Source organism: Sphingomonas sp. A2-49, assembly GCF_025548555.1.
Classification (GTDB): Bacteria; Pseudomonadota; Alphaproteobacteria; order Sphingomonadales; family Sphingomonadaceae; genus Sphingomonas.
In genome coordinates this window covers 109,907-136,728 of sequence record NZ_JAJLPA010000006.1, presented here as the reverse complement: position 1 = coordinate 136,728, position 26,822 = coordinate 109,907, and the positions used below count along the sequence as shown (strand labels likewise).

Here is a 26,822-nt window from a genome sequence, read left to right as displayed (position 1 = left end):
GTGCGTAATGTCAGACCAGATTGTAGGGGCTGGCGGCGCGCGCGACAATGGCCGTGGTAGCGTTACCTCGATCGCTCGTCACCGGCAGCCGGGGCGTGGGGCTCCAGATCCCATTGCGCCGCGACCTGTTCGACCGCCTTGCGCGCGATGGCGTCGAGGCCCTCGGGGCAAAAGGCCTGCACGTCCCAATTGTGCCCCGATCCCGCCGGCAGGACGATGCCCTCGTCGGGTTCGGCCAGCGTCGGCAGCATGAAATCGATCCTGGCGCCCTCGCTGTCCAGCGACAGGCGCAACGCCGCCTGGTTGAGCTCGTCGCGCAGCGCCTCCGCGTTCAGCCGGGGACGGTTCATCGCGGAACGGCTGCGGTATGGGGCAGGCTGGACATGATCGTATCTCCGTCGGGTGTCCGCCAAGCGCGGCAGCGTGCCGATCGTTCCCGATGCGGCCCGATCCGGCGCGCTTGCGTTACGGCGCGCGCTGGTGGATGCGACGGTTCGTGCTCCGCCGTCCGTCCCTCCGCCGCCCGTCCCGTCGCCGATCGCCACCGCAACTGGCGCTGGTCGCCGCGCTGCTCTCGCTGGCGGATTGTGCCGCGCCGCCGCGGCAGGGGGGAATCGTGTCCACCAACCCCTGCGCCGACGCGGTGCTCGCCGCGATCGCGCCCGACCGGCTCGCCGCGGTCAGCCGCTATTCGCACGATCCCTCCGCCACTTCGATGCCGCTCGCGGTCGCGCGGCGCTATCCCGCCATCGCCGGCACCGCGGAAGAGGTGATCGCGCGCCACCCCGCCCTCGTCGTCACCGACGTCTTCGCCCCTGCCGCCAGCCGTGCCGCCTATGCGCGCGCCGGCCTGACGGTGCTGACGCTCGATTCGCCCGCGACGATCGCCGCCAGCCAGCGACAGGTGATGGCGATCGCGCAGGCCGCCGGCGTCCCGGCGCGCGGCGCGGCGCTGGTCCGCACGATCGATGCGGCGATCCCGAAGGTGACGGGTCCGCGTCCGGCGGCGTTGCTGTTCATCGCCGGCGATCTCGCCAATGGCGGAGGGACGCTGCTCGACGACCTGCTCCTGCGCGCCGGCTTGCGCAACGCCGCGGCGGATTACGGGCTCGCCTTCACCGGCACGCTGCCGATCGAGACGATCGTCGCGCATCCGCCCCGCGTGATCCTGAGCGACGGCGACGGACGCACCGCGGACCTGCGCCGCCGCATCCTCGCGCGCAGCGGCGCCTCGACGCTCGAAGCGCATTTCCCGCGCGCACTGATGAATTGCGGCGGTCCGACGATCCCGCCGGCGCTGCGCCGCCTCGCCGCGATCCGGGCGCAGCTGTCGTGAGGCGTGCCGCGCCGCTCGCACTGCTGATCGCGCTCGTCGTCGCCGGCTTCGCGCTGTCGCTCGTCGCGGGCAAGCAATGGCTGCCGCTGGGCAGCGCGGCGGGGCAGGCGATCTTCGTCGAACTGCGGCTGCCGCGCGCCGCGCTCGGCTTGCTGATCGGTGCCTCGCTCGGCCTCGGCGGCGCGGTGTTGCAGGGGTTCCTGCGCAATCCGCTCGCCGATCCGGGCGTGATCGGCGTGTCCTCGTCCGCGGCACTGGGGGCGGTCGCGGCGATCCTCTATGCCGGGGCCAGCAGCCTCGGCCTGTTCGCCGCGGCGATGGCGGGGGCGCTCGCCGCGATCACGCTGCTCGTTGCGCTGACCTGGCGCGGGTCGGATCCGGTCGCGCTCATCCTCGCCGGCACGGTGCTGTCGAGCCTCGCCGGCGCGCTCACCGCATTGCTGATCGCGATCGCGCCCAATCCCTATGCGGTGACGGGGGTGCTCGACTGGCTGATGGGGGCGCTGACCGATCGCAGCCTCGCCGACCTCGCCTGGGCGGCGCCGTTCCTGATCGTCGGCAGCCTGCTGCTCGCGCTCGCCGGTCCCGCGCTGGACGCGCTGACGCTGGGCGAGGCGGCGGCGCGCTCGCTCGGCATCCGCATCGGGCGGGTGCAGCTGCTGGTGGTGCTCGGGACCGGCCTGTCGGTCGGAGCGGGAGTCGCGGCGACCGGGGTGGTCGGCTTCGTCGGCCTCGTCGTGCCGCACCTGCTGCGGCCGCTGTTCGGGCATCGGCCGTCCGCGCTGCTGCTGCCGAGCGCACTGGGCGGCGCGGCACTGGTGCTGGTCGCCGACAGCCTGTGCCGGCTCGCACCCGGCGCGGCGGAGGTGCGGCTGGGCGTCGCGATGGCGCTGATCGGCGCGCCGTTCTTCCTCATGCTGCTGCTGCGTCATCGGGGGCGGGCATGGATCTGAGCGCGCACGCGCTGACCGTGATGCTCGGCGCGCGGCAGGCGCTTCGCGGTGTCGATGCGGTCTTTCGGCCGGGCCACGTCACCGCGATCCTGGGGCCGAACGGCGCGGGCAAGAGCACGTTGCTGCGGGCGCTCGCCGGACTCGTCGTGCCGGCATCGGGGCACGTCACGCTGGGCGACGCCGCCGTCGCCGCCTTGCCGCACCGCACGCGCGCACGCCGCATCGGCTACCTGCCGCAGGATGCGACGATCCACTGGAACGTCGCCGCCCGCGACGTCGTGGCGCTCGGCCGGGTGCCGCATCGCGCGCCCTTCGCCGCCGCCTCTCCCGCCGATCGTGCCGCGATCGCCGACGCGCTCGCCGCGACGGAAGCGACCGCGCTCGCCGATCGCCGCGTCGGCGAGCTGTCGGGGGGCGAGCGCGCGCGCGTGCTGCTCGCACGCGTGCTGGCGGGGCAGCCCGAATGGCTGCTCGCCGACGAACCGCTCGCCAGCCTCGATCCCGCGCATCAGGTCGACATCCTCGATCGGCTGCGCGGCGTCGCGGGGCAGGGGCGCGGCGTCGTGCTGGTCCTCCACGACCTCGCGCAGGCGGCGCAGATCGCCGACGACGTGCTGCTGCTGCGCGCGGGGCAGGTGGCCGGCGCCGGCCCGGCGGCGACGGTGCTCACCCCCGAACTGGTGGCGCAGGTGTTCGAGGTCGCGGTGGCGAGCGTGCCCGGCAGCCGCATGATGGTGCCGGTCGGCCGCATCCCCCGCTGAGCGGGCATCGACGCGGCCGCCCGCGGCGATTATGCGCGGGCGGGTGACCGCTCCCCTTCGCCTCCGCATCGACTGTGACGCCCTCCAGGCCAATTGGCGCACCCTCGACCGCATGAGCGGCGCCGCCGCATGCGGCGCGGCGATCAAGGCCGACGGCTATGGTCTGGGCGCCGCCACCGTCGCCGCAACCCTCGCCGCGGCGGGCTGTCGCGATTTCTTCGTCGCGACCTGGGACGAGGCCGCGGCGATCGCGGCGCAGCGCCTGCCGCTTTCGGTCCTTCACGGCGTGCGCGCCGAGGACATGGCCGTTGCGCGCGCGCTGGCGGGCATCGCGCGTCCCGTGCTCGACACCGACGCGCAGGTCGCGCGCTGGCGCGACGCGGGCGGAGGGGCGTGCGACGTGATGGTCGACACCGGCATGAACCGGCTCGGCGTCTCGCCGCAGGCGGTGCGCGAGGGCCTGCTCGACGGCCTGACGATCGAGACGCTGATGAGTCACCTCGCCTGCGCCGACGAGGATTCGCCGATGAACAGCCGCCAGCAGGCCACGTTCGCGGCGCTGGCCGGCGCCACCGGTGCGCAGCGCATGAGCCTCGCCAATTCCGCCGGCATCGCGCTGGGCGCGGACTATGCGTTCGACCTGACCCGGCCCGGCCTCGCGCTGTACGGCGGCGTGCCGCGCCGCGAGTTCGCGGGCGAGATCCGGCCGGTGGTGACGCCGGAGGCACAGATCCTCCAGCGCCGCACGGTGCAGGCGGGCGACACGGTCGGCTACAACGCGACCTGGACCGCGCCCCGCGCGACCGAGGTGGCGATCGTCAACCTGGGCTATGCCGACGGCTATCTGCGCGGCTTTTCGGATCGCGGCAGCGCGCAGGGCGGCACCGTGCCGGTGATCGGCCGGGTGTCGATGGACCTGATCGCGCTCGACGTCGGCGCCGAACCGACGCTGGCGGAGGGCGACTGGATCGCGATCGACTTCGCCCTGCCGCAGGCGAGCGCGGCGAGCGGCCTGTCGCAATATGAGCTGCTGACGGGGTTGGGGCGGCGATACGCGCGGCTGGGGTGACGTCAGGCGGCCTCCGGGCCGGTCCATACGTCGAACGCCCGCGCCCTGATCCACCGCGTCGCCAGCCATTTCGTGCCCTGAATGACCGGTGCCCCGGCGTGGCGCGCACGGGGCGTCGGGTTGCCTGACCCGTCCAGATTGTCGAATATGATGGCGTCGCCCGTTCGGGGGGTGATGGTCAGCCCGTGGTCGGGGAAGATCGTTTCTCCCCCGGTAAAATTGTCGTTGAGGTACACAAGCACCGTGCGCTGCCGCTGGTTGCGCACGCCGGGCAGCGCGTCCGAATGCAGACGGAACTGTTGGCCTGGTCGATAGCGCAGGATGGTCAGGGCCTCCCCCTGACCGATCGCGGTATCGCTTGCCGCCGCGATCCGCGCGTTGATAGCGCGCAATACCGGATCCTCCCGGAGCGGACTGATGACCGCCGCATCGGATGTCCGGATCGGGTGTGGCATCGAACGCCCCGTGCGCGGGTCGACCACGACCGCGGGCGCGAGCAGATCGGCTGCGCTGCGGGCGACATGCGCGCATTCCTCGACCGTCAGCATTCCGGTCGCCCGCCGCACGCTGCCGTCGGCGACGAGGTGTTCAACTGCGGGCGACGTCGCGGGTTCGCCCCCGTCGGCCAGCGCCATTCCGGCCAGCAGACGACGGATGCGGCGCGCATCGGGGTCCGCGGCGGCACACGCCCCGTCCAGCAGGCTCAAGGAAGCGGCCCAGTCGGGCGGGGCGCCCGTGCCGTTGGCGGCAAGCGCGATCTCGACGAGTCGCGCTTCGGAATGGCCTCGGTCCACCGCCTGCCGCAACGCGTGCCGAGCCTGCGGCAGGTCGCGCGCAAGTGGCGATCCGGTTAGCAGCCATATGGCTTGCTGGTACAAGGCGTCGGCGTCGCCGGCGGCGGCGGCGCGCGCGATCGTAGCGATTGCATCGTTTGCTCGCCCTGCCGCCAGCATGGCCTGCGCGATTGCCGTCGGATTGTTTTGCATCAGGCGGAATGTGAACGAAAAAGGGGCCGGTGGAAACCACCGGCCCCTTCCGTTCGATACGCGATCGGCTCGCTCAGAAGCGGGCGGTCACGCCGGCGTAAAAGCGTCGGCCAATGTTGTCGAAGATCGCGCTGCCGGCACCGACACCGGTCGCGCCGAGCGGGGGCAGGCGATCGGTCAGGTTGTCGACACCGATGTAGAAGTTGGACCGCTCGCCGATATCGAAGCCGAGCTTGGCGCCGATGTAGAGCACGTCCGGATAGTAGGGGACGCTGAAATCGTCGAGGTTCTGTGGCGCGCGGCCCTGGAACGCGATGCGGTTTTCGATCGCGCCGACCGACTGCTTCGACAGATAGCGAAGCTGCGTGTCGAACGTCACGATGCCGAAGTCGGCGCCGAGGTTCACCTGCACCTGGTCCTTGGGATAGCCCAACTCGCCCACCGTCGTGTCCGCAAAGGCGGGCTGCAACGGGTTGAGGAAGCTGCTGCTCTCCAGGATGTGGGTGTAGATGACCTGCGCCGACACGCGGGCATCGCCGAAGCTGCGCGTATACCGCAGATCCGCATCGATACCGCGACGCTTCAGGCTGGCGAAGTTCAGCGACGATTGCAGCAGGCTGCCTTCGACGATGCGATACGCCTGCTCGCCGTTCGGACCCGTGCCGCCGGCCGCGACGCGCTGGAACTGCGAGCAGAACTGGTTCCCCGTGATCGACGGCGAATCGTAGCAGTTGTTGACGATGCCCTGCGCGCTCACCGCGGTAATGACGTCGTTCACCTTGATGTTGTAGTAATCGACGGTGAACACCAGCCCGCGGACGAACGTCGGGGTGAGCACGACACCGTAGGTATAGGAGTCGGACTTCTCGACCTTCAGATCGGGATTGCCGCCGCTCAGGATCTCGAGCGACTGTGCGTAGAGGAAGTTATAGCTGGTCGGGATGCCGGCCGCGGCGCAGTTCGCGGCGCGGAACTGCGTTCCACGGCCGAGATTGTCCGCCGAGCAAGGGTCCGCGAACCCCGGCGCGAAGTTCTGGCCGGCTGCGGAATACAGCTCGGACAGGTTCGGTGCGCGCACTGCGCGGCCGTAATTCGCGCGGAACCGGACGCCCTCCACCGGAGCGTAGGTACCGTTGATGTTGTACGTATAGACCGTGCCGGCCGAGCCCTTGTAATCTGAAACACGGCCCGCGGCGCTGACGGTCAGCTCCTTGATGAGCGTGATGTCCTTCAGCAGCGGCAGACGCACTTCGCCGAACGCTTCCTTCACTTCGAAGGCGGGCGGGTCGAACGTCGCCAGGGCGTTGTAGAAGGTGTAGCCCGCCTCGACCGCCGGATCCGCCTTGAAATAGTTGGTTTCGCGGCGGTATTCGGCGCCGATCGAGAAACCGATCGCGCCGCCGGGCAGGTTGAAGAACTTGGACGTGTCACCGGCGATGTTGGCAAGCAAGTCGAGCTGCGTGATCTTGCCGGCCGACACCGTATTGCGGAGCACGTAGTTGCGCACGGCATCAGAGATGCTGCCGACGCCGAACGGATTCAGCGGCTGGCAGGCTGCGATGTCGCTGGCCAGATTGGCGGCGTTGCCGTTCCGATCCTGGCCCGGAATGCCGAGCCCGGCGTTCGCGCGGTTGATGTCGGTCTGCGCACCGCAGACAATCTGGCCGTTCGAGTTGCGTACCGCGTCGAGGGCCAGGCCGAGGCGCTGGACGTCGACGTTGCCGAGGACGCGCGTCTTTTCCTTGAACTCGCCGTAATTGGCGGAGATTTCGTAGTTCAGCGTATCGGTGATGTCACCGCGCACGCCGCCGACGAAGCGATAGGTTTCGCGGCGTGCGTCCTCGCGACGCGAACCGAGGTCGGTCAGGTTCTTGCGTAGGGTGAAGCGCGTCGAGCCTGCATTGATGGCCGCGATCGCTGCTGCCTGCTGCTGCGCGACCGTCGACGTGACGACGCCCTGGGCGTTGGTGATCGGCGCATAGGCCGCGCCCGTCGTCGGGTTCTGGCCGGCGTTCACCAGCGCGAGGAACTGCGACGAGAGCGTCGCGCGCGCCGATGCGCTGAGGAACGGGTTGTCGAGACGTGGACGCTCAAACGTCGGCTCGATAGTTGCGCCGGTGTAGAACGCCGGACCGGAGCCGCCGAGGCTGACCGAATCGACCCGGACGTACTTCGCCTCGACGAACGGGACGAACGCGCTCGATACGTCGAAGTGACCGACGAGGTTGGCCGAATAGCGATCGATCTGCGGCAGGAGCTGCAGCAGCGTGCCTTCGCGGCGGGTATTACCGTTGCCGCCGATGAACGATCCGGCGGGGGTCGCCGTCGGGGCGGCCGCGCTGCCGCCGGCGATACCAACGCGCGTGCCGGTCTGGAGCGCAAGCGTGCCGTCCGGCTGGAACAGATAGTTGCAGGTATAGGCGCGGCCAAGCGGATCGCGACCGCAGCGCGCCGTCGAATTCGCACCGATACCGCCACCGGCGATCGAAACGAGGCCGCCGTCCGAGAACGTGCCTACGCGGATGTCGCGGAAGAACGTGGCATCGGGGACGCCATCGAAGTTAAGCTTGCCGTCGAGCCCGGCACCGGCTGCATCTATGTTGGTGGTGACGAACGCGTCGTTCTGACGATAGGCTTTGCGTCCCGAACCGAACAGGTCTTCGGTCCGCGCATATTCGAGGTTCACGGCAATGTTGCCGCGTCCGTCGGCGAAGTTCTTGCCGCCGGTCAGGCTGACGAAGTAGGTGCCGGCATCCTTTTCGTCGCTGACGCCGCCCTGGGCGCGGATCTGGAGCCCGTCGAAGTTCTGCTTGAGGCGGAAGTTGATGACGCCGGCAAGCGCGTCCGAACCGTATACGGCGGAGTTGCCGCCGGTGACGATGTCGACCGCCTCGATCAGGTCGGTCGGAATCGTGTTGACGTCGACGGATACTGCGTTGTTGAGGATGTCCGAACCGACGTGGCGACGCCCGTTAACCAGAACCAGCGTGCGCTGCGTCCCGAGGCCGCGCAGATCGAGCAGGTTGAGGCCGCCGGTGCCCAGGAAGCGGGTCGAGTTCGACTGGCTGAAGGTACTGTTGAGCTGCGGCAGATCGTTGAGGACGTCGCCGATGGAGGTACGCGCGGTCTGCGTCAGTTCGGCCACGGAAACCGTGGTGATCGGCACGACCGAATCGGCGTTCGGCGTGCGGATGCGCGAGCCGGTGACGAGAATGTCTTCACCGCTCGTGGGTGCATCCTGATCCTGCGATGCGATCGATGCTCCGGCAGGAGCAGTCGTCTGCGGCGTTTCCGCCGTCTGCGCGAAGGCGTTCGTGGCCAACAGCATCCCGCCCGCGAGCGCACTCGCGGAGAGCAACCAATTCTTCATGTCAGTCCCCTGTCTTAGGCTTTTGCCTTATTCAGGGGATCAACGTGTCCCAAGTTAACCGACTGAAACAAGGGCATTTAATGTCAACAATGGACATATGCTGATATTGACCGATAGTGTCTCCAAAATGACACGTATCCGCCGCGTTTCATGTCCCGATATGTCCGAGGCGCGTCTGAACCGTTACCCCCGCTCCACGCACATCGCGATGCCCATGCCGCCGCCGATGCACAGCGTCGCCAGGCCCTTCTTGGCGTCGCGCTTCTGCATCTCGTAGATCAGGGTCGTCAGCACACGCGCGCCGCTGGCGCCGATCGGGTGGCCGATCGCGATCGCACCGCCGTTGACGTTGACCTTGTCCGCGTCCCAGCCGAGTTCCTTGCCGACCGACAGCGCCTGCGCGGCAAAGGCCTCGTTGGCCTCGATCAGGTCGAGGTCGGCGATCGTCCAGCCGGCCTTTTCCAGCGCCTTCCTCGATGCCGGCACCGGGCCGATGCCCATGATCGACGGGTCGACGCCCGCGCTCGCCCAGCTGCGGATCGTCGCGAGGACCGGGGTGCCGCGCCGGTCGGCCTCCTCGCGGCTCATCAGCACCAGCGCGGCGGCGCCGTCGTTGAGGCCGCTGGCGTTGGCGGCGGTGACGGTGCCGTCCTTCTTGAACGCCGGCCGCACGCCGCCGACGCTCTCCAGCGTCGCGCCCGCGCGGATATATTCGTCGTCGGCCACGGTCGTGTCGCCCTTGCGGCCCTTGATCGTCACCGGCGCGATCTCGTCGCGGAAGCGGCCGCTGCCGCGCGCGGCCTCGGCCTTGTTCTGGCTCGCGACGGAAAAATCGTCCTGGTCGGCGCGCGTGACCTGATATTGCTCGGCGAGATTTTCCGCGGTGATGCCCATGTGATAGCCGTTGAAGACATCGGTCAGGCCATCGACCACCATCGTGTCGACGAGGCTGAGCGTCCCCATCTTGGTGCCGCCGCGCATCGTCTGGGCATGCGCGCTGAGCGACATGCTTTCCTGGCCGCCCGCGACGACGATCGTCGCATCGCCGGTCTGGATCGCCTGCGCGGCGAGCGCGACCGCGCGCAGGCCGGACCCGCAGACCTGGTTGACGCCCCAGGCCGGCACCTCCTTGGGGATGCCCGCCGCCATCGACGCCTGCCGCGCCGGGTTCTGCCCCTGCGCCGCGGTCAGCACCTGGCCCAGGATCACCTCCGACACGTCGGCGCCGTCGACGCCGGCCTGCGCCAGCGCGGCCTCGATCGCGATCCGGCCCAGCTCGTGCGCGGGGGTGTTGGCGAACGCGCCCAGGAAGCTGCCCACGGGGGTGCGCTTGGCGGCGGTGACGACGATCTCGGTCATGATGGTCCTACTCCTTCGACGTCCCTGTACCCGCGGGCAGGCGCGCGATCCAGTGGGCGAGCGGCGCCCACAGCATTGCCTGCGCCCGGCTGCCGACGATCATCCCGACATGGCCGAGCGCCAGGTCGCGGCGATCGGCGAGGCCCGCGGCGGTGGCGGCGGGGACGATCCGGTCGGTCGCGGAGACGAACTCGACCGCGGGGCAGGCGAGCCGCTCCGGCGCGGCGATGGCGCCGCGCACGCGCCAGCCGCCGGTCCCGGGCAGGTCCCGTGCGATGAAGGCTTCGAACAGGTGGCGGGCGGCGGCGAGCGGCAGCGGTTCGCCCGCATTCGCCCAATCTTCCAGCCGGACGAACGATCGCGCCGCATCGCTGCCGGGATCGAGGCGCCCGAACGCTTCGTACTTGGCGATGGTGCGGGCCGGATCGAGCCGCCAGAAGCCCGCCTGCAACACCTCCATCGGCAGCACGCCCAGCGCCTCCGCCGTCGGGCGCGCCGCGTGCCACATGTCGAGCATGACCGATGCGGCGGCGCCATAGCCGGCGAACCGCCACGGCGCCGCGATCGTCGCGAGCCCGGCGACCCGCGTCGCGCAGGCGGCGGCGAGCGCCATGGTTCCGCCGAGGCAATAGCCGACGAGCACCGGCGGCTCGTCGAGCTGCTCGATCAGGGGCACCAGCAGCGATTCGATATGCGCCGTCATGTCCATGTCGCGGTCGGCGGCGCCGGGCGAGCCCCAGTCGACGAGTGCGGTGCGGTATCCCTGCGCCGCGATCCAGCGCACCAGCGATGCCTCGCCGAGGTCGAGGATCGCGGGCGGGTTGATGAGCGAGGGCACGAACACGACCATCCGGCCGCGGCCGCCGTGGTAGCGCAGGCTGGCGCGACCCGCGGTCGCGAGCGCGGGCTTCGGCGGCGGCGCGGCGGGCCGCTCCGCCGTCTGATAGGCGGCGAGCCCGGCCAGCGCGGCGGCGGTCCGCTGCGGCTCTGCTGCGGTTTCGCTGCGCAGCATCTCGAGGAACAGCGGCAACGGGCGCGGGCCGTGTTGCGGCGCGGCAAATTGAGGCGTAACACCCTGATCGGTCACGAACGGAGCACCGTCATCGACCGGGTAGAGGGCAGGGGAGCGGCATGAAGAAACATACTATCGACGGCATCGTCATCATCAAGAAATACGCCAACCGGCGGCTCTACAACACCGAAACCTCGTCCTACATCACGCTCGACCATCTCGCGACGATGACGCGCGAGGGCCGCGACTTCAAGGTCGTCGATGCCAAGACCGACGACGACATCACGCACAACGTCCTGACTCAGATCATCATGGAAGAGGAAAGCCGCGGCCAGACGATGCTGCCGGTCAGCTTCCTGCGCCAGCTGATCTCGATGTACGGCGATTCGATGCAGGCGATGGTGCCGGGCTATCTGGAAGCGTCGATGGACAGTTTCCGCCGCAACCAGGAACAGTTCAAGTCGACGATCGAGGGCGCGTTCGCGCATTCCCCCTTCGCGGAGATCGCCAAGCGCAACCTCCAGATGTTCGAGGCCGCGGCGCAGGCGTTTCAGCCCCCCGTGGCGCCCGGCGGTGCCGCGACGGCCGCCACCGGCACCGCCCCCGCGACCAAGGATGCCGAGATCGCCGCGCTGAAGGCGGAGCTGACGCGGTTGCAGGACAAGGTCGAGAAGCTCGGCTGAGGCAACGGGCATGTCGCCGGCGTTCTGGGGCGCGGGAGCCGCGCTGCTGACGGCGCTCGCCGCCGCGCTGGCCGACCGGCGGCGGCGGTTGCGCGACGATCCCGACCGGGTCGGCTGGGTGGACTGGCGCACGGTGCAGATGGCGGCGCTGCTGGCGACGATCCTGCTGGTCAGTATCGGGTTGCACACCGGCTGAGGCATCGCGGGCGCGGGGCCGGCTGCGGACGCTCAATAGAATTGCGCGAGCGTCAGCGGTCGCACCGAACCGTCGCACATGCCGAGGCGGACCGACGTGCCCGGTGCGCCCACCGCCCAGCGCGCGAGCGGACTGGAGGGATAGTCGGCGGCGATCGGCTGGCCGTCGATGCGACAGATGACGTCACCTGCGCGCCATCCGGCCGCCGCCGCCGGCCCGCCACGCATGACGTGCAGCACCCGCAGCCGGTCGCGCTCCAGCCCGACGAGCAGGCCGCTGGTCGAGCGCAGCGGCGGCATGTCCGCCTGCGCCCCCGGCTGGAGCACCATCCGCCCCGCGACGGGGTCGAGCAGCACGCGATAGTTCTGTAACAGGCCCGATCCGATCCGCCCCGCGACCCCGATCGTGTCGGAGAAGCCGCCCGCGGGTTCCACCCGCGCCTCGACGGTGCGGATCGTGCGCTGGCCCAGCGTCAGCGAAGGTAGGATCGCGAGCGTGCTCACCGTCTCGCCGGCGAGCCCGAACGAGATGGTGGTCGTCGTCGGCAGGCGCGCGATCCCGGCTGTCGCCGCCGCCGCCGCCGACAGCGTGACCGCGGACCCGTCGCCGGTGTCGACGATCATCGGCGCGAGCCGCTTCGTGCCGATGCCGATCGCGCTTTCGTAGACGCGGCGCCCGGCCGAGATCGACAGCGGGGCGAGCGCGCCGACGAACGGCAGCCGGCCGGAGGGAAGCAGGCGGAAGCGGTGGTTGGCGTAATCGATGTCGAGCGCATGGCCGCCGGTGACGTCGCGCCCGACCAGCATGTCGACCGCGCGTGCGCTGCCCGTGGCCAGCGCGGGCAGGTCGGCGACGGTGACGCCGCCGCCGGTCCGGGTCAGCCCGCCGATGACGAGGTTGCGCGTCGGCTGCCACCCGATCGACACCGCGCCGCTGGCCGCCCCGCCGGTGCCGGCACGGCTGCCGATCGCGGTCGCGCTGCCGTTGGCGGTGGTGCGCGCGGGATCGGCGGCGGCCGAGGCGGTCGCCAGCACCGAATAGCTGACGCCGGTGTCGAGGATCGCGGTCACCGGCCGGCCGTCGAGCGTCAGGGCGAAGCGGATCTGGTTGCCGGGCGTCAGGTCGAACGGCACCCAGCGTGCCTCGGTATCGACGGACAGGGTCGCGACGCCCTCGCGGCCGACGCCCTGCGCCGGCAGGGGCGGGGCGGCGGCAAGCAGCAGCAGGATCGGAGCCGTGAGGATCGGATTGCGGAGCATCGGCGCCTTATAGCGGCGCGGGTCGGCTCGCGGCGACAGGCATTTTGGCGTCGTTAGCCACGGCCGTGCGCACCGCCATGGGCACGACGACGGTCGTGCCGTCCAGTGTCAGGCGGCGGCCGGCGGCCCCGGCCGGCACGGTGACGGTGGGACCGACGATGTACAACCGGCCGGGAACCAGCTCGCCGCGGCCGAAGGCGGCACGCTCGGCGGTCAGGCGCCGGATCGTCGCGCGGCTGCCGCGCGCGGCATAGACGTTGCCGACCGGCCGCCCGGCCTTGACCGCGCGCCACGCCACCTCCTGGAACAGGCCCAGGTCCTTGGTGACGTCGCCGGGGATGAAGGCGATCGAGCCGGCGCTGGCGATCAACGGCGCCCAGCGGGGATCGAGCGTGCGCACGTACAGCCGGTGCCGGTCCGCCTCCGCGCTTTGCAGGCGGATCGCCGCGGCCATGTTGGACAGGTCCGCGACCTGGAGCGCGAGCACCGCCACGAGCAGCAACGCGGCGCGCTCCGCGGACAGGCGATAGATGGACAGCAGCGCGACGAATACCATGACGTAGCCGATCGGCCAGAACAGCCGGCCCGATGCGCGCACCGGGTCGAGCCCGACCTGAAGGAACACCGGCAGTTGCATCCGCGTGATCGCGAGGATGCCGAGCACCAGCAACGCCGGGACCAGCCGGCGCAGCCGCTGCCGGACGACGTCCTCGCCCGCGGCGGCGGGCAGCGCACCGGCGACGGCGATGGCGGTCGCGATCAGGGCGAGGCCCCCGGCGCCGAGATATTGGAACCCCTCGAAATAGCGGGCGGGGGTCGGCTCGTGCGCGGGCAGCAGGTTGGAATAGGTCTGGATGCCGGGATTCCACAGCGCGTCGAGCGGCATCGAATAGAAGCCGAAATTGCGCGCCGCGATCTGGTCGCCGACACCCAGCCACCAGGCGAGCAGCGCGACGAGCGCCAGCATCGCCGTGCCCTGCACCAGCGTCGCGATGCGCGTGCGCGGGCCGCCGTCGAGCAGCCTGACCAGCATCACCGACGCCCAGATCGCGCCGACCATCACCAGCAGATAGCTGTGGATCAGCGCGGTGATCGCGATCAGCGGCACCCACCAGCGCATCCGTTCGCCGCGCTTCGCATCGAGGAACAGGTACAGCGCGGCAAGGATCGTCCAATGCGCCATCAGGTTGACGTGGATGAAGCGATTGAACAGCGTCGGCGGGAACGCGAGCAGCGCGACGCCGACCCATAAGGCGACCGGCCCGGGCGCGCGGCGGCGCAGCAGCAGCCACGCGAAGACCGCCTGCAGGAACAGGCTGAACAGCACGAACGGCCCGATCAGCTGCGCATCCGCCGGCAGTGCCCGTGCGAACGGCTTGGCGGCGAGCGTCAGCAGCGGGTTGCTGTCGGTATAGAGCACCGGCACGCCGTCGGGCGCGTTGAGCAGCCCCGTCCGCAGCGAGGCGCCGGCGTTCGGATCGTGCCAATAGGCGTGCGCGCCCAGCGCGTTCTCGCCGTTGTCGCTGGCGCGGATCAGCCAGCCCGGATTGCCGATATCCAGCGTCGAGGCATGGAAGAAGGCGAAGAACAGGGCGAGCGGCAACGCCGCGAGCAGCAACGGCGTCGCCAGCCGCCACGCCGCGCGCGATGACCCCGACGCGGCGCTGCCCCGCCGGCCGCGATTCCACGCCCGTGCGACGCGCGGCGCGGGTCCGGGATTCGACAGCGTCGTCATCGCCCCGGCCCTCCTACAGGCACGCTTCGAGATAGGCGCTGTCGAAGCCGAACTGCTTGGCCTTGTCGAGCGTATAGGGGCGCAGACCCATCGAGCGGTATTCGCCGATGATCTTGCCGTCGGCACCCTCGTCGAGATATTCGAACTTGAACAGTTCCTGGGTGACGATCACCGGGCCTTCCATGCCGATCACCTCGGTGACGTTGGTGACGCGGCGGCTGCCGTCGCGCAGGCGCTTCACCTGGATGATGAGCTCGACCGAATCGGCGATCTGGCGGCTGATCGCCTCCTTGGGCACCTTGATGTCGCTCATCATCACCATGTTCTCCATGCGGGCGAGCGCCTCGCGCGGGGAGTTGGCGTGCAGCGTGCACATCGATCCGTCGTGCCCGGTGTTCATCGCGGCAAGCATGTCGAAACATTCGGATCCACGGATTTCGCCGAGGATGATGCGGTCCGGCCGCATGCGCAGCGCGTTCTTGACGAGGTCGCGGATGCTGATCTCGCCTTGCCCTTCCAGGTTGGCGGGACGCGTTTCCAGCGGCAGCCAGTGCGGCTGCTGGAGCCTGAGTTCGGCGGCGTCCTCGATCGTCAGCACGCGTTCGCCGGGGTCGATCATCTTCGACAGCGCGTTGAGCATCGTCGTCTTGCCCGAACCGGTACCGCCCGAAATGACGACGTTGAACCGGCTCGCGCCCGCGATCTTCAGCGCGGTCGCCATCTTGGGGCTCATGCTGCCGAAGCCCGCCATCATGTCGAGCGTGATCGGCTTGGCGGAGAATTTGCGGATCGAGATCGCCGTGCCCTTCAGGCTCAGCGGCGGCACGATCACGTTGACGCGGGATCCGTCCTTCAGGCGGGCGTCGGCGAGCGGCGTCGTCTGGTCGACGCGGCGGCCGACCGAATTGACGATGCGCTGCGCGATCTGGAACAGATGCTCCTCGTCGCGGAACTGGATTTGCGCCAGCTCCAGCTTGCCCTTGCGCTCGACATAGGTCTGGTCGGGCCCGTTGACCATGATGTCGCTGATCGCCGGATCGGCGAGCAATTCCTCCAGCGGCCCCAGCCCGAGCAGCTCGTCGACCAGCACCTTTTCCAGCGCGAACTGTTCGCGGCGGTTTAGCGTCAGCTTCAGCTCGGCGAGCACCTCGCCGATGATCGGGCGGAATTCCTCGGCAAGCTCGTCCTTGCCCAGCGTCGCCGCGGCTTCCGGGTCGACGCGTTCGAGCAGGCGCGGCAGCACCTGTTCCTTGATCTTGTGGATCGACGCCTCGAATCCCTCGCCGCGGCTGCTGCCGGCATCGCCGCTCGAATTCTGGCGGTCGGTCAGCCGCTGCATCGCATCGACCGTGCCGGCCGGCATCGTGGCGGGCAGGCCGTCCTCGCCGGGCAGCGGTACCGAATCGATCGGCGGGAACTGGCTGCCGGGCGGCGATTCGTCGGGGCGCGGGGCACCGCTGCCCTGCATCGGCCGTGCCACGCCGAACGCCGGCCTTGCCGGCTGTCCGCCACCGATTCCGCTGCGACGCCCGAACGCGCTCATGCCTTACCCCCTGAACCTCGCGGCAAGGGGTAGGCGGCAGAGTTTGACATTTTACTAACCAAACCAGCGACCCGCCCCGGGTTCGCTTGACAGCGACGCGCCGCTGCCCTTCGGACGCACGGGCATGCGCCGCCTCCTGTTCCTCCTGCTCGCGTTCGGCTGCGTCCTCGGCCGGGCGGCTCCCGCAAGCGCCGACGATATCGGCGCGACCGGGCGCGGCGTCGTCCGCGTCGTCACGATCGCGGTCGTCGACGGACAGGTGGTGGGCTTCGGCCACGGCAGCGGCGTCGCGGTCGCGCCCAACCGCATCGTCACCAATGCGCATGTGATGGAACTGGCCGAACGCTATCCCGACAATGTCGTTGTCGGCGTCGTGCCCTCCGAAGGCGACAAGAGCTATCAGGGCCGCGTCATCGCCTATGACGCGAAGGCGGACCTGGCGCTGATCGAATTCACCGGCGCCAGCCTGCCCCCCGCCGCGCTCTATACCGGCCCGGTCGGCGAGGGGGAGAGCGTCGTCGCGCTCGGCTATCCGGGCAACGTCGATCTCGCGACGGCGAAATCGGCGGCCGACTATATCCGCCCGACCTCGCCGGTGCGGTCGGAGGGCGTGTTCTCGGGACGGCGCAGCCTGACCGGGGTCGAGGTGCTGCTCCACACCGCCAATATCGCACGCGGCAATTCGGGCGGGCCGCTGCTCGACCGCTGCGGCCGGGTGATCGGGATCAATTCCGCGATCACCCGCGGCGAGGAGGGCGACAGCTCGTTCGGCTTCGCGATCGCCGATACCGAGGTCGCCGCCTTCCTGCGCTCGGCAAAACAGCCCTTCGCCAGCGTCGGCACGCCCTGCACGTCGATCGAGGAGCGGCTGCGTGACGACAGCGAGGCGGACGCGCGCGCGCGCTCCGACGCCTTGACCGGCGCGCGCGAGGAAGCGACGCGGATCGCGATGGCGCGAGAGGCGGCGCTGTCGCGCGCGCGCGACGCCGCGCAGACCCGGCGCGAGAACGTGATGGCGACCGCCGGACTGTTGCTGGTGCTCGGCGCGCTCGGCGTCGGCGGCGCCGGCCTGCTCGCATCGCGCGGGCGCCGGCGGCCGGCGCTGTGGGCGGCCATGGTCGGCGGCGTCGGCATGGGCGTCGCGGTGGTGGTGTTCGTATTGCGTCCGTCGGGCGAGCCCGACCTGCCGACCGCGCCGGCGAGCGTACGTCCGCTGGTGCCCAACGCCGCGCTCGGAAAGCTCGTCTGCGTGTTCCAGCCGGACAGCAGCCGCGTCACCGTGTCGGCGACGACCGATGTCGCGCTCGACTGGGGCCGCAGCGGCTGCGTCGACGGCCGCACGCAATATCTGTCCGCGGGGGATCGCTGGGAGCGCGTGCTGGTCCCCGCCGGCGAACAGACGGTGTCGGTGCAGAGCTTCGATCCCGCGACGCGGCGCCTCACCAGCACGCGCTACATGCTCGGCGCGCAGGCGATGGCGCAGGCGCGCACGCTGCGCGGCGACGGTGCCGACCCGCGGTGCAGCATCGATCCCGCCGCGATCGGGCGCCTCGCGCAGCGCCAGGCCGCGGTCCGCGCGGCGCTGCCCCCGCTGCCCAACGAAAAACTCGTCTATACCTGTCGAAACGGCGGCTGACAGACATCGCGCCGCGCGCTAGCCTCGGACGACAGTCGTCGGGGGATGAGATGCAGCATTGGGGAAGACGGGCGGCGGTCGCGGCAAGCATGGCCGCGCTCGTCGCGGCACAGCCGGCGCGTGCGGAATGGTTCGAGGCGACGTCGGCGCATTTCGTCGTCTATGCCGATGGCGGTGCCGAAGAGGTCAGGCGCCAGGCCGAACAGCTGGAACGGTTCGACAGCCTGATCCGCTACTTCAACGCGATTCCTGCGCGCGAGGAGGACGGATCGAACCGGCTGACCGTCTATGTCGTCGCCAACGATGCCGTGGTGCGCCGGATGTTCGGCGCCGGCGGCAGCAACATCGCCGGCTTCTACCAGGGTCGCGCGAGCGGGTCGGTCGCGTTCACGCCGGCGCGCAGCCGCGGCGATTCGGGGGCCGGCACCCTCCAGCCCCAGATCGTATTGTTCCACGAATATGCCCACCACCTGATGCTGGCGAACACCGCGATCGCCGTGCCCGCCTGGTATGGCGAGGGCTATGCCGAATTCCTGTCGACCGCGCGGTTCGACAAGGACGTCGTCTGGGTCGGCGCGGCGGCGCAGCACCGCGCCTACGAACTGCTGATGCAAAAGGGGCTGTCGGCCGAACAATTGTTCTCGCTCGACCGCGCGAAGATGTCGGAAAGCCAGACGTCCTCGCTCTACGCGCGCGGCTGGCTGATGACGCATTACCTGACGGTGGATACGGACCGGCGGCGCCAGCTCAACGCCTATCTGCTGGCGGTGAACGCGGGCAAGCCGGGGGCGGAGGCGGCGCGCGCGGCGTTCGGCGACCTGCGTGCGCTCGACACGTCGCTCGCCGCCTATCTCGGCAAGTCGACGCTGCCGGCCTACAAGATTCCGCTCACCCGGCTGCCGGAGCCCAAAGTGGTCCTGCGACCCTTGCGCCCCGGCGAGAAGGCGATGATCGGGCTTCGCATGCGCTCCGATCGCGGCGTCAACCGCGACACCGCGCAGCCGATCCTGGCGCAGGCGGTGCCGATCGGCGAACGTTATGCCGACGATCCGGTCGTGCAGGGCTGGCTCGCCGAGATGGCGCTCGACGCCGGGCGCCACGACCTCGCCGATGCCGCTGCGGACCGGGCCCTGGCGCTCGATCCGAAATCGGCGCAGGCGCTGGTCTACAAGGCGCAGGTGCACCTGCGCCGCGCAACCGCGGCGAAGTCGCGCGATCCGGCGGTGTGGAAGGAAGCGCGCGGCTGGCTGCTCAGGGCCAATCGCCTCGACCCCAACGACGCCTATGCGCTGATGCTCTTCTATTCCAGCTTCGGGATGGCGCGGGCGATCCCGACCGACAATGCCAAGGCGGCGCTGCGCCGCGCGCACGAACTGGTGCCGCAGGATCCGGGGGTCGGCTATGCCTATGCGATCCAGTCGCTGGTCGACGGGCGGACCGACGATGCGCGGGGGGCGCTGCGGCCGCTCGCCTATTCCGCGCATAGCGGGCCCGGCAATCCGGCGGCGAAGCTGCTCGTCCAGCTCGACGCGGGCAAGGGCGGGGTGGCGGCGATGGCCGCCGCGGGCGCGACGGTGGAGGATGCCGACCAGCCGGAGTGACCCGCAGACCCTCGCCGCTCACCCCCGCTCGCGCGCCAGCAACGTGCGCTTGCGTTCGACGCCATAGGCATAGCCGCCCAGAGCGCCGTCGGTGCGCGTGACGCGGTGACACGGGACGACGACCGCGAGCGGATTGCTGCCGCAGGCGGTTCCCGCCGCGCGCACCGCGCCCGGCCGGCCGGCGAGCGCGGCGAGTTCGGCATAACTGCGCGTTTCGCCCATGGGGATCGTCCGCAGCGCCTGCCACACCGCCTCCTGGAACGCCGTCCCGCGGACATCGAGCGGCAGCGTGGCGTCGCGGCCCGGCGTCTCGACCAGCGCCACCACCTCCGCCGCCAGCGCCGCGAGCGCGGGGCCGCCCGGCTCGACGATGGCCTGCGGGAAGCGGGCGGCCAGCGCCGCCGCATCCTCGTCGAACGCGACGCGGCAGAGGCCGGCGTCGGTCGCCGCGACCAGCAGGGGACCAAGGCTGGTGTCGACCCGCGTCCAGCGGATCGTCGCGCCGGCGCCGCCGCGTGCCCAGGCGCTCGGGGCCATGCCCAGCCGCTGCGCGCCATCCGCGTAGAACCGGCTCGCCGCGCCATAGCCCGCGTCGTAGATCGCCGCGGTGACACTGTCCTCGCGCTGCAACGCGTCCGCCGCCCGCGTCGCGCGCAGGCCGCGGGCATAGGCCGCCGGCGTCACCCCGGTCGCGCGCCGGAACAGTCGCAGGAAATGGTGCGGCGCATAGCCGACGCGCGCGGCGAGCGTAGTGAGGTCGATGCCGTCCGGCGCCGCCGCGATCGCGGCGACCGCGTCCGTCACCGCGCGGCTGTCGCGCGCGACCGTGTCGGGCGTACAGCGCAGGCAGGCGCGATAGCCCGCCGCGCGCGCCGCTTCGCCGTCCGGCAGGAAGCGAACGTTCTCGCGATGCGGATGCCGCGCGGGGCAGCTCGGCCGGCAATAGATGCCGGTGGTCCGCACCGCGACGACGAAGGTGCCGTCGTGGCGGCGGTCGCGGGCTTCGAAGGCGGCCCATGCCGCGTCCTGGTCGATCGTGCTCATGCCCCGGCCATAGCCGATCGCCGCGCCCGCCCCATCCCGCGGGTTGCGGTCAAAGTCCGCTGCCGCGAACGGGTGGCAGCGCGCGCATCGCCGCCACGTCCTGCGCGCCCGCGGCAAGCGCGCCGACGCGGCCCAGCCCCTTGGTGATCTCGCCCGCCGCCCGTGGCGCGAACAGCCGCGCGCGCGTGTAGCGGTCGCCCGCCTCCGCATAGCGCCCCGCCGCCTCCGCACACAGCGCCAGGTTGAACATGGTCGATCCGTGATCGGGCACCAGCCGGTCGATCGCGGCGAATCCGGCGCAGGCGGCGGCGGGATCGCGCTTGGTCAGCCGCACCGCGGCCTTGAACTGCGCCGCGACATCGGTCGGCAGGCCGTCGCGCCCCTCCTGCACGCGGATCGTATAGCTTTCGGCATGCGGCGCGAGATCGAGCCGAACCTCCGCCGCGACCGATTCGACCATGCCGTGCACCATTCCGGCGACGTCGCTGGCGAAGCCGCTGTCCTCGCACCATTCGTGGCGGTCGTCGCGGGTGCGCACCACGTCATAGGGCATGCCCCCGCCGGTCCGTCGCATCAACCGCAACTCGGCGCGAAAGGCGATCGCACGGCGGACGCAGCCGACGCGGTATTTCTCCTTGCGGGTGCACTTGCCGTCCTTCTTCTCGGCGCAGCGCTCGCGGCTCTCGGTATAGTCGGTGTCGGCGACCTGCACGTCGGTACGCCCGGTGAGCAGGCCGTCGGGGCGGAGCGAGGGCGGCACCAGCCGCGCGTGCGGCAGGCCATCGCGGCCCAGCGTCGCCAGCCGCCGTTCGATCGCCTCCGCGAGCTCGACGCCGTCGGGCCCGGCGAACGGGCCGACCGCGATCGTCGGCAGGAAACTCGCCTCGCGCGCCTGCGCCGGGAACACGCCTTCGACCCGCAACGTCTCCGCCGCGGCGGGCGCCGCCGCGCACAGCCCGATCGCCAGCATCGCCCGCCGCATCGTCACCACCTTTCGCTGCATCCGCTGGTACCGAAGCGATCCTGAACGCCAGCTGGTTGCACCCGCTCCGGCCGCAAAAGCCGGCGCCTCCTCCTTTCGCTATGCTTGCGCTCCGGCGACCCTCATGCTAGCCGCCCGCCACCCATAGCAGGTGCGCGTTTGCGCGCCCTCTTCCCCATGGGCCAACATTCGGCACGAGGACTTCGATTCCGTGGAGACATCCAGCGGTAATTTGGGCGGCGGTATCCAGGCAAGCTTAGGCGGCCGCTATGCGCTCGCGCTGTTCGATCTCGCGCGCGATTCGAAGAGCATCGACACGGTCGAGGCGGGTCTTGCGGCGGTGCGCGACGCGCTGGCGCAAAGCGACGATTTCCGCACGCTCACCACCAGCCCGCTGGTCGCCCGCGGCGCCGCGGTGAAGGCGGTGCTCGCCACCGCCGATACGCTCGGGCTCGATGCCACCACCCGCAATTTCCTCGGCGTGCTCGCCGAGAACCGTCGCCTGGGCCAGCTGCCCGCGATCATCCGCGCGTTCCGCCAGCTGGCCGCGCGCCATCGCGGCGAGGCGACCGCCGAGGTCACCAGCGCGCATCCGCTGACCGAGGAACAGGTCGGCGAGCTCAGGCAGCAACTGCGCACCCGCATGGGGCGCGACGTTTCCGTCGACCTGTCGGTCGATCCCGAACTGCTCGGCGGCCTGGTCGTCCGCATCGGTTCGCAGATGATCGATTCGTCGATCCGCACCCGTCTCAATACTCTCGCGCACGCGATGAAGGGCTAAGCATATGGATATCCGCGCCGCAGAAATCTCGAAGGTCATCAAGGACCAGATCAGCAACTTCGGCACCGAGGCCCAGGTCACCGAGACCGGCCAGGTGCTCAGCGTCGGCGACGGCATCGCGCGCATCTACGGCCTCGACAACGTCCAGGCTGGCGAGATGGTCGAATTCGCCAACGGCGTGCAGGGCATGGCCCTCAACCTCGAGGCGGACAACGTCGGCGTCGTGATCTTCGGTTCGGACGCGCAGATCCGCGAAGGCGATATCGTCAAGCGGACCGGCACGATCGTCGACGTGCCGATCGGCAAGGGCCTGCTCGGCCGCGTCGTCGATGGCCTCGGCAACCCGATCGACGGCAAGGGCCCGATCGTCGCCGACCAGCGCAGCCGCGTCGAGGTGAAGGCGCCGGGCATCATCCCGCGCCAGTCGGTGCACGAGCCGATGCAGTCGGGCCTGAAGGCGATCGACGCACTGGTGCCGGTCGGCCGTGGCCAGCGCGAGCTCATCATCGGCGATCGCCAGACCGGCAAGTCCGCCGTCGCGATCGACGCCTTCATCAACCAGAAGACGATCAACCAGTCGGGCGACGAATCGAAGAAGCTGTACTGCGTCTACGTCGCGGTCGGCCAGAAGCGCTCGACCGTCGCGCAGCTGGTCAAGACGCTGGAAGAGAATGGCGCGATGGAATATTCCATCGTCGTCGCCGCGACGGCGTCCGAGCCCGCGCCGATGCAGTTCCTCGCGCCCTATACCGGTGCCGCGATGGGCGAATATTTCCGCGACAACGGCATGCACGCGCTGATCGTGTTCGACGATCTGTCGAAGCAGGCGGTCGCCTATCGCCAGATGTCGCTGCTGCTGCGCCGCCCGCCGGGCCGTGAAGCCTATCCGGGCGACGTCTTCTACCTGCACAGCCGCCTGCTGGAGCGCGCCGCCAAGATGTCGGACGCGAACGGCGGCGGCAGCCTCACCGCGCTGCCGATCATCGAGACGCAGGCGGGCGACGTGTCGGCCTATATCCCGACCAACGTGATCTCGATCACCGACGGCCAGATCTTCCTCGAAACCGACCTGTTCTTCGCGGGCATCCGCCCCGCGATCAACGTCGGCCTGTCGGTCAGCCGCGTCGGCTCCGCCGCGCAGACCAAGGCGATGAAGAAGGTGTCGGGCTCGATCAAGCTCGAGCTGGCGCAGTATCGCGAGATGGCGGCGTTCGCGCAGTTCGGCTCGGATCTCGATGCGTCGACGCAGAAGCTGCTCAACCGCGGCGCGCGCCTGACCGAGCTGCTGAAGCAGGGCCAGTTCCAGCCGATGCCGTTCGAGGAGCAGACCGCGTCGATCTTCGCCGGCACGCAGGGGTATCTCGACACCGTGCCGGTCGTCGACGTCGTCCGCTACGAAGCGGCGATGCTGCAGGACCTGCGCGCCAACCATGCCGACGTGCTGACCAAGATCCGCGAGACGCGCGACCTGGGCGACGAGGCGAAGGCAGGCCTGAAGGCCGCGCTCGACCAGTTCGCGAAGACCTTCGCGTAATCGCTCAATGTGCTCCCGCGCAGGGACCCCATCAAAGTATGACTTTGATGGGACCCGCCGCGGGAGCCCAGTACTGGGTCCCCGCCTTCGCGGGGACACATGAAGGACAACAATGGCGTCGTTGAAGGCCCTCAAGATCCGGATCAACTCGGTCAAGTCGACCCAGAAGATCACCAAGGCGATGAAGATGGTCGCCGCCGCCAAGCTGCGCCGTGCGCAGGAGGCGGCGCAGGCCGGGCGCCCCTATGCCGAGCGGCTGGAGGCGGTCGTCTCCAGCCTGTCGCGCCAGCTCGCCGGCGGCGCGGGCGTGTCGCCATTGCTGTCGGGCACCGGCAAGGACCAGGTGCACCTGCTCGTCGTCGCGACGTCGGAGCGCGGCCTCGCCGGTGCGTTCAACACCAACATCGTCCGCGCCGCCCGCCGCAAGGCCGAGGAGCTGACCGCGCAGGGCAAGACCGTGCGCTTCTATCTGGCCGGCAAGAAGGGACGCGTCCTCAAGCGCTTCTATCCGAACGCGATCCTCGCCGACCACGAATTGGGCGGCCACAAGGTCCTCGGCTTCCAGCAGGCCCGCGCGGTCGCCGACGACCTGCTCGCGCGCTATGCGGCCGGCGATTTCGACGTCGCGCACCTGTTCTACGCCAAGTTCGTCTCGGCATTGGTGCAGGAGCCGGTCGGCCGCCAGATCATCCCGGTCGCGGTGGATGCGCTGCCCGGCGATGCCGCAAGCCCGGCGACCTCGGGCGGGGCGGTCGTCGAATACGAGCCCGACGAGGAATCGATCCTCGCCGACCTGCTGCCGCGCAACGTCGCGATCCAGGTATTCCGCGCGATGCTCGAAAACGCCGCCTCCGAACAGGGCAGCCGCATGAACGCGATGGACAATGCCACCCGCAACGCGGGCGACATGATAAACCGTCTGTCGATCCAGTATAACCGCACGCGCCAGGCCGCGATCACGACCGAGCTGGTCGAGATCATCTCCGGCGCCGAAGCGCTCTAACGACTCCGAAGCAGGAAGAACCGCCATGGCAACCGCCGCAGACGACATCCGCCCGACCCAGAGCACGGGCAGCAGCAACACCACGGGCACGATCGCGCAGATCATCGGCGCGGTCGTCGACGTGCATTTCCCGGACAATCTGCCCGCGATCCTCTCGGCGCTCGAGACGGACAACAACGGCAACCGGCTGGTGCTCGAGGTCGCGCAGCACCTCGGCGAGAACACCGTCCGCACCATCGCGATGGACGCCACCGAGGGCCTGACCCGCGGCCAGACCGTCCGCGATACCGGGGCGCAGATCAGCGTGCCGGTCGGCCCGGCGACGCTGGGGCGCATCCTCAACGTCATCGGCGAGCCGATCGACGAGCGCGGTCCGGTGCTGACCGACCTGCGCGCGCCGATCCACGCCGACGCGCCGCTGTTCGTCGACCAGTCGACCGAGAATGCGATCCTCGTCACCGGCATCAAGGTCATCGACCTGCTCGCGCCCTATGCGAAGGGCGGCAAGATCGGCCTGTTCGGCGGCGCGGGCGTCGGCAAGACCGTGCTGATCCAGGAACTCATCAACAACATCGCCAAGGGCCACGGCGGCACGTCGGTGTTCGCCGGCGTCGGCGAGCGCACCCGCGAGGGCAACGACCTCTATCACGAATTCCTCGACGCGGGCGTCATCGCCAAGGACGCCGATGGCAATCCGCAGTCGGAGGGGTCGAAGGTCGCGCTGGTGTTCGGCCAGATGAACGAGCCGCCGGGCGCGCGCGCCCGCGTCGCGCTGTCGGGCCTGACCATCGCGGAATATTTCCGCGATCAGGAAGGGCAGGACGTGCTGTTCTTCGTCGACAACATCTTCCGCTTCACGCAGGCGGGCGCGGAAGTGTCGGCACTGCTGGGCCGCATCCCGTCGGCGGTGGGCTATCAGCCGACGCTGTCGACCGACATGGGCGCGCTCCAGGAACGCATCACCTCGACCAACAAGGGGTCGATCACCTCGGTGCAGGCGGTGTACGTGCCCGCCGACGATCTTACCGATCCGGCGCCGGCGACGTCGTTCGCCCACCTCGACGCAACCACCGTGCTCAACCGCGCGATCTCGGAACTCGGCATCTATCCGGCGGTCGATCCGCTCGATTCGACCAGCCGCGTGCTCGAACCGCGCGTCGTCGGCCAGGAGCATTACGACACGGCACGCGCCGTCCAGTCGCTGCTCCAGCGCTACAAGTCGTTGCAGGACATCATCGCCATCCTCGGCATGGACGAACTGTCCGAAGAGGATAAGCTGACCGTCACGCGCGCGCGCAAGATCCAGCGCTTCCTCAGCCAGCCGTTCCACGTCGCCGAGGTCTTCACCGGCATCAGCGGCAAGTTCGTGCAGATCGAGGACACGATCCGCTCGTTCAAGGCGGTCGTCGACGGCGAATACGATCACCTGCCCGAAGGCGCGTTCTACATGGTCGGCGGCATCGACGAGGTCGTCGCCAAGGCCGAAAAGATGGCGCAGGACGCGTAAGCCGATGCTCCCCTCCCGCTTGCGGGAGGGGCTGGGGGTGGGCCTGAGCGAGGCGTTGCCCCATGCCCACCCCCGACCCCTCCCGCAAGCGGGAGGGGAGTGAGAAGAACCATGCTGCACTTCGAACTCGTCACGCCCGAAAAGCTCGTCCGGTCCGAGGACGTGTACATGGTCGTCGTCCCCGGCACCGAGGGCGACTTCGGCGTGCTGGAGGGGCATGCCCCGCTGATGTCCACCGTCCGCGACGGCGCGCTGACCGTCTATCGCACCGAGGGCGGCACGCCCGAGACGGTCGCGATCCAGGGTGGCTTCGCCGAAGTCAATGCGCGCGGCCTGACCGTGCTGGCCGAACGCGCCGCCTGACTCGCGCGGGGGGCGATGCCCCCGCGACAGGGGGGGGCGAGCGCGGAGGCGCTGTCCCGGCCCCGGTCGCGTCCCCTCTTCGTCATTGTGAGCGGCGCGAAGCAATCCG

23 protein-coding genes are annotated in these 26,822 nt (G+C 70.1%); 13 read left to right on the top strand and 10 right to left on the bottom strand.

What is annotated here, in order from left to right; all coding sequences use genetic code 11:
- Window positions 1-62: 62 nt before the first annotated feature.
- Window positions 63-350, bottom strand: a complete 288-nt coding sequence (locus LPN01_RS08240) for a hypothetical protein (RefSeq protein WP_262827892.1) — start codon at window positions 348-350, stop codon at window positions 63-65.
- Window positions 351-616: 266 nt separating this feature from the next.
- Between LPN01_RS08240 and LPN01_RS08235 the strand changes: the two genes are divergently transcribed.
- Genes LPN01_RS08235 through alr form a run of 4 tightly spaced genes read left to right on the top strand, consistent with a single transcriptional unit; the run spans window position 617 to window position 4,119 of the window.
- Window positions 617-1,336: an ABC transporter substrate-binding protein gene (locus LPN01_RS08235; RefSeq protein WP_316747177.1), complete on the top strand. Its 720-nt coding sequence runs from the start codon at window positions 617-619 to the stop codon at window positions 1,334-1,336.
- Entirely contained in the window at window positions 1,333-2,289 is a 957-nt protein-coding gene (locus LPN01_RS08230; RefSeq protein WP_262827891.1) for a FecCD family ABC transporter permease, read from the top strand. Before LPN01_RS08235 ends, LPN01_RS08230 begins: the two co-directional genes overlap by 4 nt.
- Complete coding sequence (locus tag LPN01_RS08225) at window positions 2,280-3,050, top strand: ABC transporter ATP-binding protein (protein WP_262827890.1); 771 nt, start codon at window positions 2,280-2,282, stop codon at window positions 3,048-3,050. Before LPN01_RS08230 ends, LPN01_RS08225 begins: the two co-directional genes overlap by 10 nt.
- A gap of 43 nt (window positions 3,051-3,093) precedes the next feature.
- Complete coding sequence (gene alr / locus LPN01_RS08220) at window positions 3,094-4,119, top strand: alanine racemase (protein ID WP_410482816.1); 1,026 nt, start codon at window positions 3,094-3,096, stop codon at window positions 4,117-4,119.
- Window positions 4,120-4,121: 2 nt separating this feature from the next.
- On the opposite strand, the gene LPN01_RS08215 is transcribed toward alr, so the two are convergent.
- The 4 genes from LPN01_RS08215 to LPN01_RS08200 form a co-directional block, all read right to left on the bottom strand.
- Window positions 4,122-5,072: a 2OG-Fe(II) oxygenase gene (locus LPN01_RS08215; RefSeq protein ID WP_262827888.1), complete on the bottom strand. Its 951-nt coding sequence runs from the start codon at window positions 5,070-5,072 to the stop codon at window positions 4,122-4,124.
- Between the two features lie 106 nt (window positions 5,073-5,178).
- Window positions 5,179-8,475 carry a TonB-dependent receptor domain-containing protein gene (locus tag LPN01_RS08210; protein WP_262827887.1) on the bottom strand — a complete coding sequence of 1,099 codons (3,297 nt, stop codon included), beginning with the start codon at window positions 8,473-8,475 and terminating at the stop codon, window positions 5,179-5,181.
- A 183-nt stretch (window positions 8,476-8,658) separates the two neighbouring features.
- Window positions 8,659-9,834: an acetyl-CoA C-acetyltransferase gene (locus tag LPN01_RS08205; protein WP_262827886.1), complete on the bottom strand. Its 1,176-nt coding sequence runs from the start codon at window positions 9,832-9,834 to the stop codon at window positions 8,659-8,661.
- A gap of 7 nt (window positions 9,835-9,841) precedes the next feature.
- The gene (locus LPN01_RS08200; protein WP_262827885.1) at window positions 9,842-10,864 is read right to left on the bottom strand and encodes an alpha/beta fold hydrolase; all 1,023 of its coding nucleotides are present in this window, start codon (window positions 10,862-10,864) and stop codon (window positions 9,842-9,844) included.
- Window positions 10,865-10,965: 101 nt separating this feature from the next.
- On the opposite strand from LPN01_RS08200, the gene phaR reads away from it, so the two are divergent.
- Together phaR and LPN01_RS08190 are read left to right on the top strand one after the other, a co-directional pair.
- Entirely contained in the window at window positions 10,966-11,529 is a 564-nt protein-coding gene (gene phaR, locus LPN01_RS08195; protein ID WP_262827884.1) for a polyhydroxyalkanoate synthesis repressor PhaR, read from the top strand.
- Between the two features lie 10 nt (window positions 11,530-11,539).
- Window positions 11,540-11,725 carry a hypothetical protein gene (locus tag LPN01_RS08190; RefSeq protein ID WP_262827883.1) on the top strand — a complete coding sequence of 62 codons (186 nt, stop codon included), beginning with the start codon at window positions 11,540-11,542 and terminating at the stop codon, window positions 11,723-11,725.
- 32 nt (window positions 11,726-11,757) lie between these two features.
- Here LPN01_RS08190 and LPN01_RS08185 read toward each other — a convergent pair whose 3' ends face one another.
- Genes LPN01_RS08185 through LPN01_RS08175 form a run of 3 tightly spaced genes read right to left on the bottom strand, consistent with a single transcriptional unit; the run spans window position 11,758 to window position 16,262 of the window.
- Window positions 11,758-12,984: a PDZ domain-containing protein gene (locus LPN01_RS08185; RefSeq protein WP_262827882.1), complete on the bottom strand. Its 1,227-nt coding sequence runs from the start codon at window positions 12,982-12,984 to the stop codon at window positions 11,758-11,760.
- Between the two features lie 7 nt (window positions 12,985-12,991).
- Entirely contained in the window at window positions 12,992-14,719 is a 1,728-nt protein-coding gene (locus LPN01_RS08180; protein ID WP_262827881.1) for a DUF6311 domain-containing protein, read from the bottom strand.
- Window positions 14,720-14,732: 13 nt separating this feature from the next.
- Window positions 14,733-16,262 carry a CpaF family protein gene (locus tag LPN01_RS08175; protein ID WP_262827880.1) on the bottom strand — a complete coding sequence of 510 codons (1,530 nt, stop codon included), beginning with the start codon at window positions 16,260-16,262 and terminating at the stop codon, window positions 14,733-14,735.
- 124 nt (window positions 16,263-16,386) lie between these two features.
- On the opposite strand from LPN01_RS08175, the gene LPN01_RS08170 reads away from it, so the two are divergent.
- Window positions 16,387-17,898 (top strand): S1C family serine protease, encoded by a 1,512-nt coding sequence (locus LPN01_RS08170; RefSeq protein ID WP_262827879.1) that lies wholly within the window; start codon window positions 16,387-16,389, stop codon window positions 17,896-17,898.
- 89 nt (window positions 17,899-17,987) lie between these two features.
- Entirely contained in the window at window positions 17,988-19,499 is a 1,512-nt protein-coding gene (locus tag LPN01_RS08165) for a DUF1570 domain-containing protein (RefSeq protein ID WP_262827878.1), read from the top strand.
- An 18-nt stretch (window positions 19,500-19,517) separates the two neighbouring features.
- On the opposite strand, the gene LPN01_RS08160 is transcribed toward LPN01_RS08165, so the two are convergent.
- Both LPN01_RS08160 and LPN01_RS08155 read right to left on the bottom strand, forming a co-directional pair.
- Window positions 19,518-20,543, bottom strand: coding sequence for a bifunctional transcriptional activator/DNA repair enzyme AdaA (locus LPN01_RS08160; protein ID WP_262827877.1), 1,026 nt, complete (start codon window positions 20,541-20,543; stop codon window positions 19,518-19,520).
- A 49-nt stretch (window positions 20,544-20,592) separates the two neighbouring features.
- On the bottom strand, window positions 20,593-21,525 hold the full coding sequence (locus tag LPN01_RS08155) for a hypothetical protein (protein WP_262827876.1): 933 nt from the start codon (window positions 21,523-21,525) through the stop codon (window positions 20,593-20,595).
- A gap of 232 nt (window positions 21,526-21,757) precedes the next feature.
- Between LPN01_RS08155 and LPN01_RS08150 the strand changes: the two genes are divergently transcribed.
- The 5 genes from LPN01_RS08150 (at window position 21,758) to LPN01_RS08130 (ending at window position 26,713) form a co-directional block, all read left to right on the top strand.
- A complete protein-coding gene (locus LPN01_RS08150) occupies window positions 21,758-22,306 on the top strand; it encodes a F0F1 ATP synthase subunit delta (RefSeq protein WP_262827904.1) in 549 nt (182 codons plus the stop codon).
- A 4-nt stretch (window positions 22,307-22,310) separates the two neighbouring features.
- Complete coding sequence (gene atpA, locus LPN01_RS08145) at window positions 22,311-23,840, top strand: F0F1 ATP synthase subunit alpha (protein ID WP_262827875.1); 1,530 nt, start codon at window positions 22,311-22,313, stop codon at window positions 23,838-23,840.
- Window positions 23,841-23,952: 112 nt separating this feature from the next.
- On the top strand, window positions 23,953-24,843 hold the full coding sequence (locus LPN01_RS08140; RefSeq protein ID WP_262827874.1) for a F0F1 ATP synthase subunit gamma: 891 nt from the start codon (window positions 23,953-23,955) through the stop codon (window positions 24,841-24,843).
- 25 nt (window positions 24,844-24,868) lie between these two features.
- Window positions 24,869-26,350, top strand: coding sequence for a F0F1 ATP synthase subunit beta (atpD, locus tag LPN01_RS08135; protein ID WP_262827873.1), 1,482 nt, complete (start codon window positions 24,869-24,871; stop codon window positions 26,348-26,350).
- Window positions 26,351-26,461: 111 nt separating this feature from the next.
- On the top strand, window positions 26,462-26,713 hold the full coding sequence (locus tag LPN01_RS08130) for an ATP synthase F1 subunit epsilon (protein ID WP_262827872.1): 252 nt from the start codon (window positions 26,462-26,464) through the stop codon (window positions 26,711-26,713).
- Window positions 26,714-26,822 lie beyond the last annotated feature (109 nt).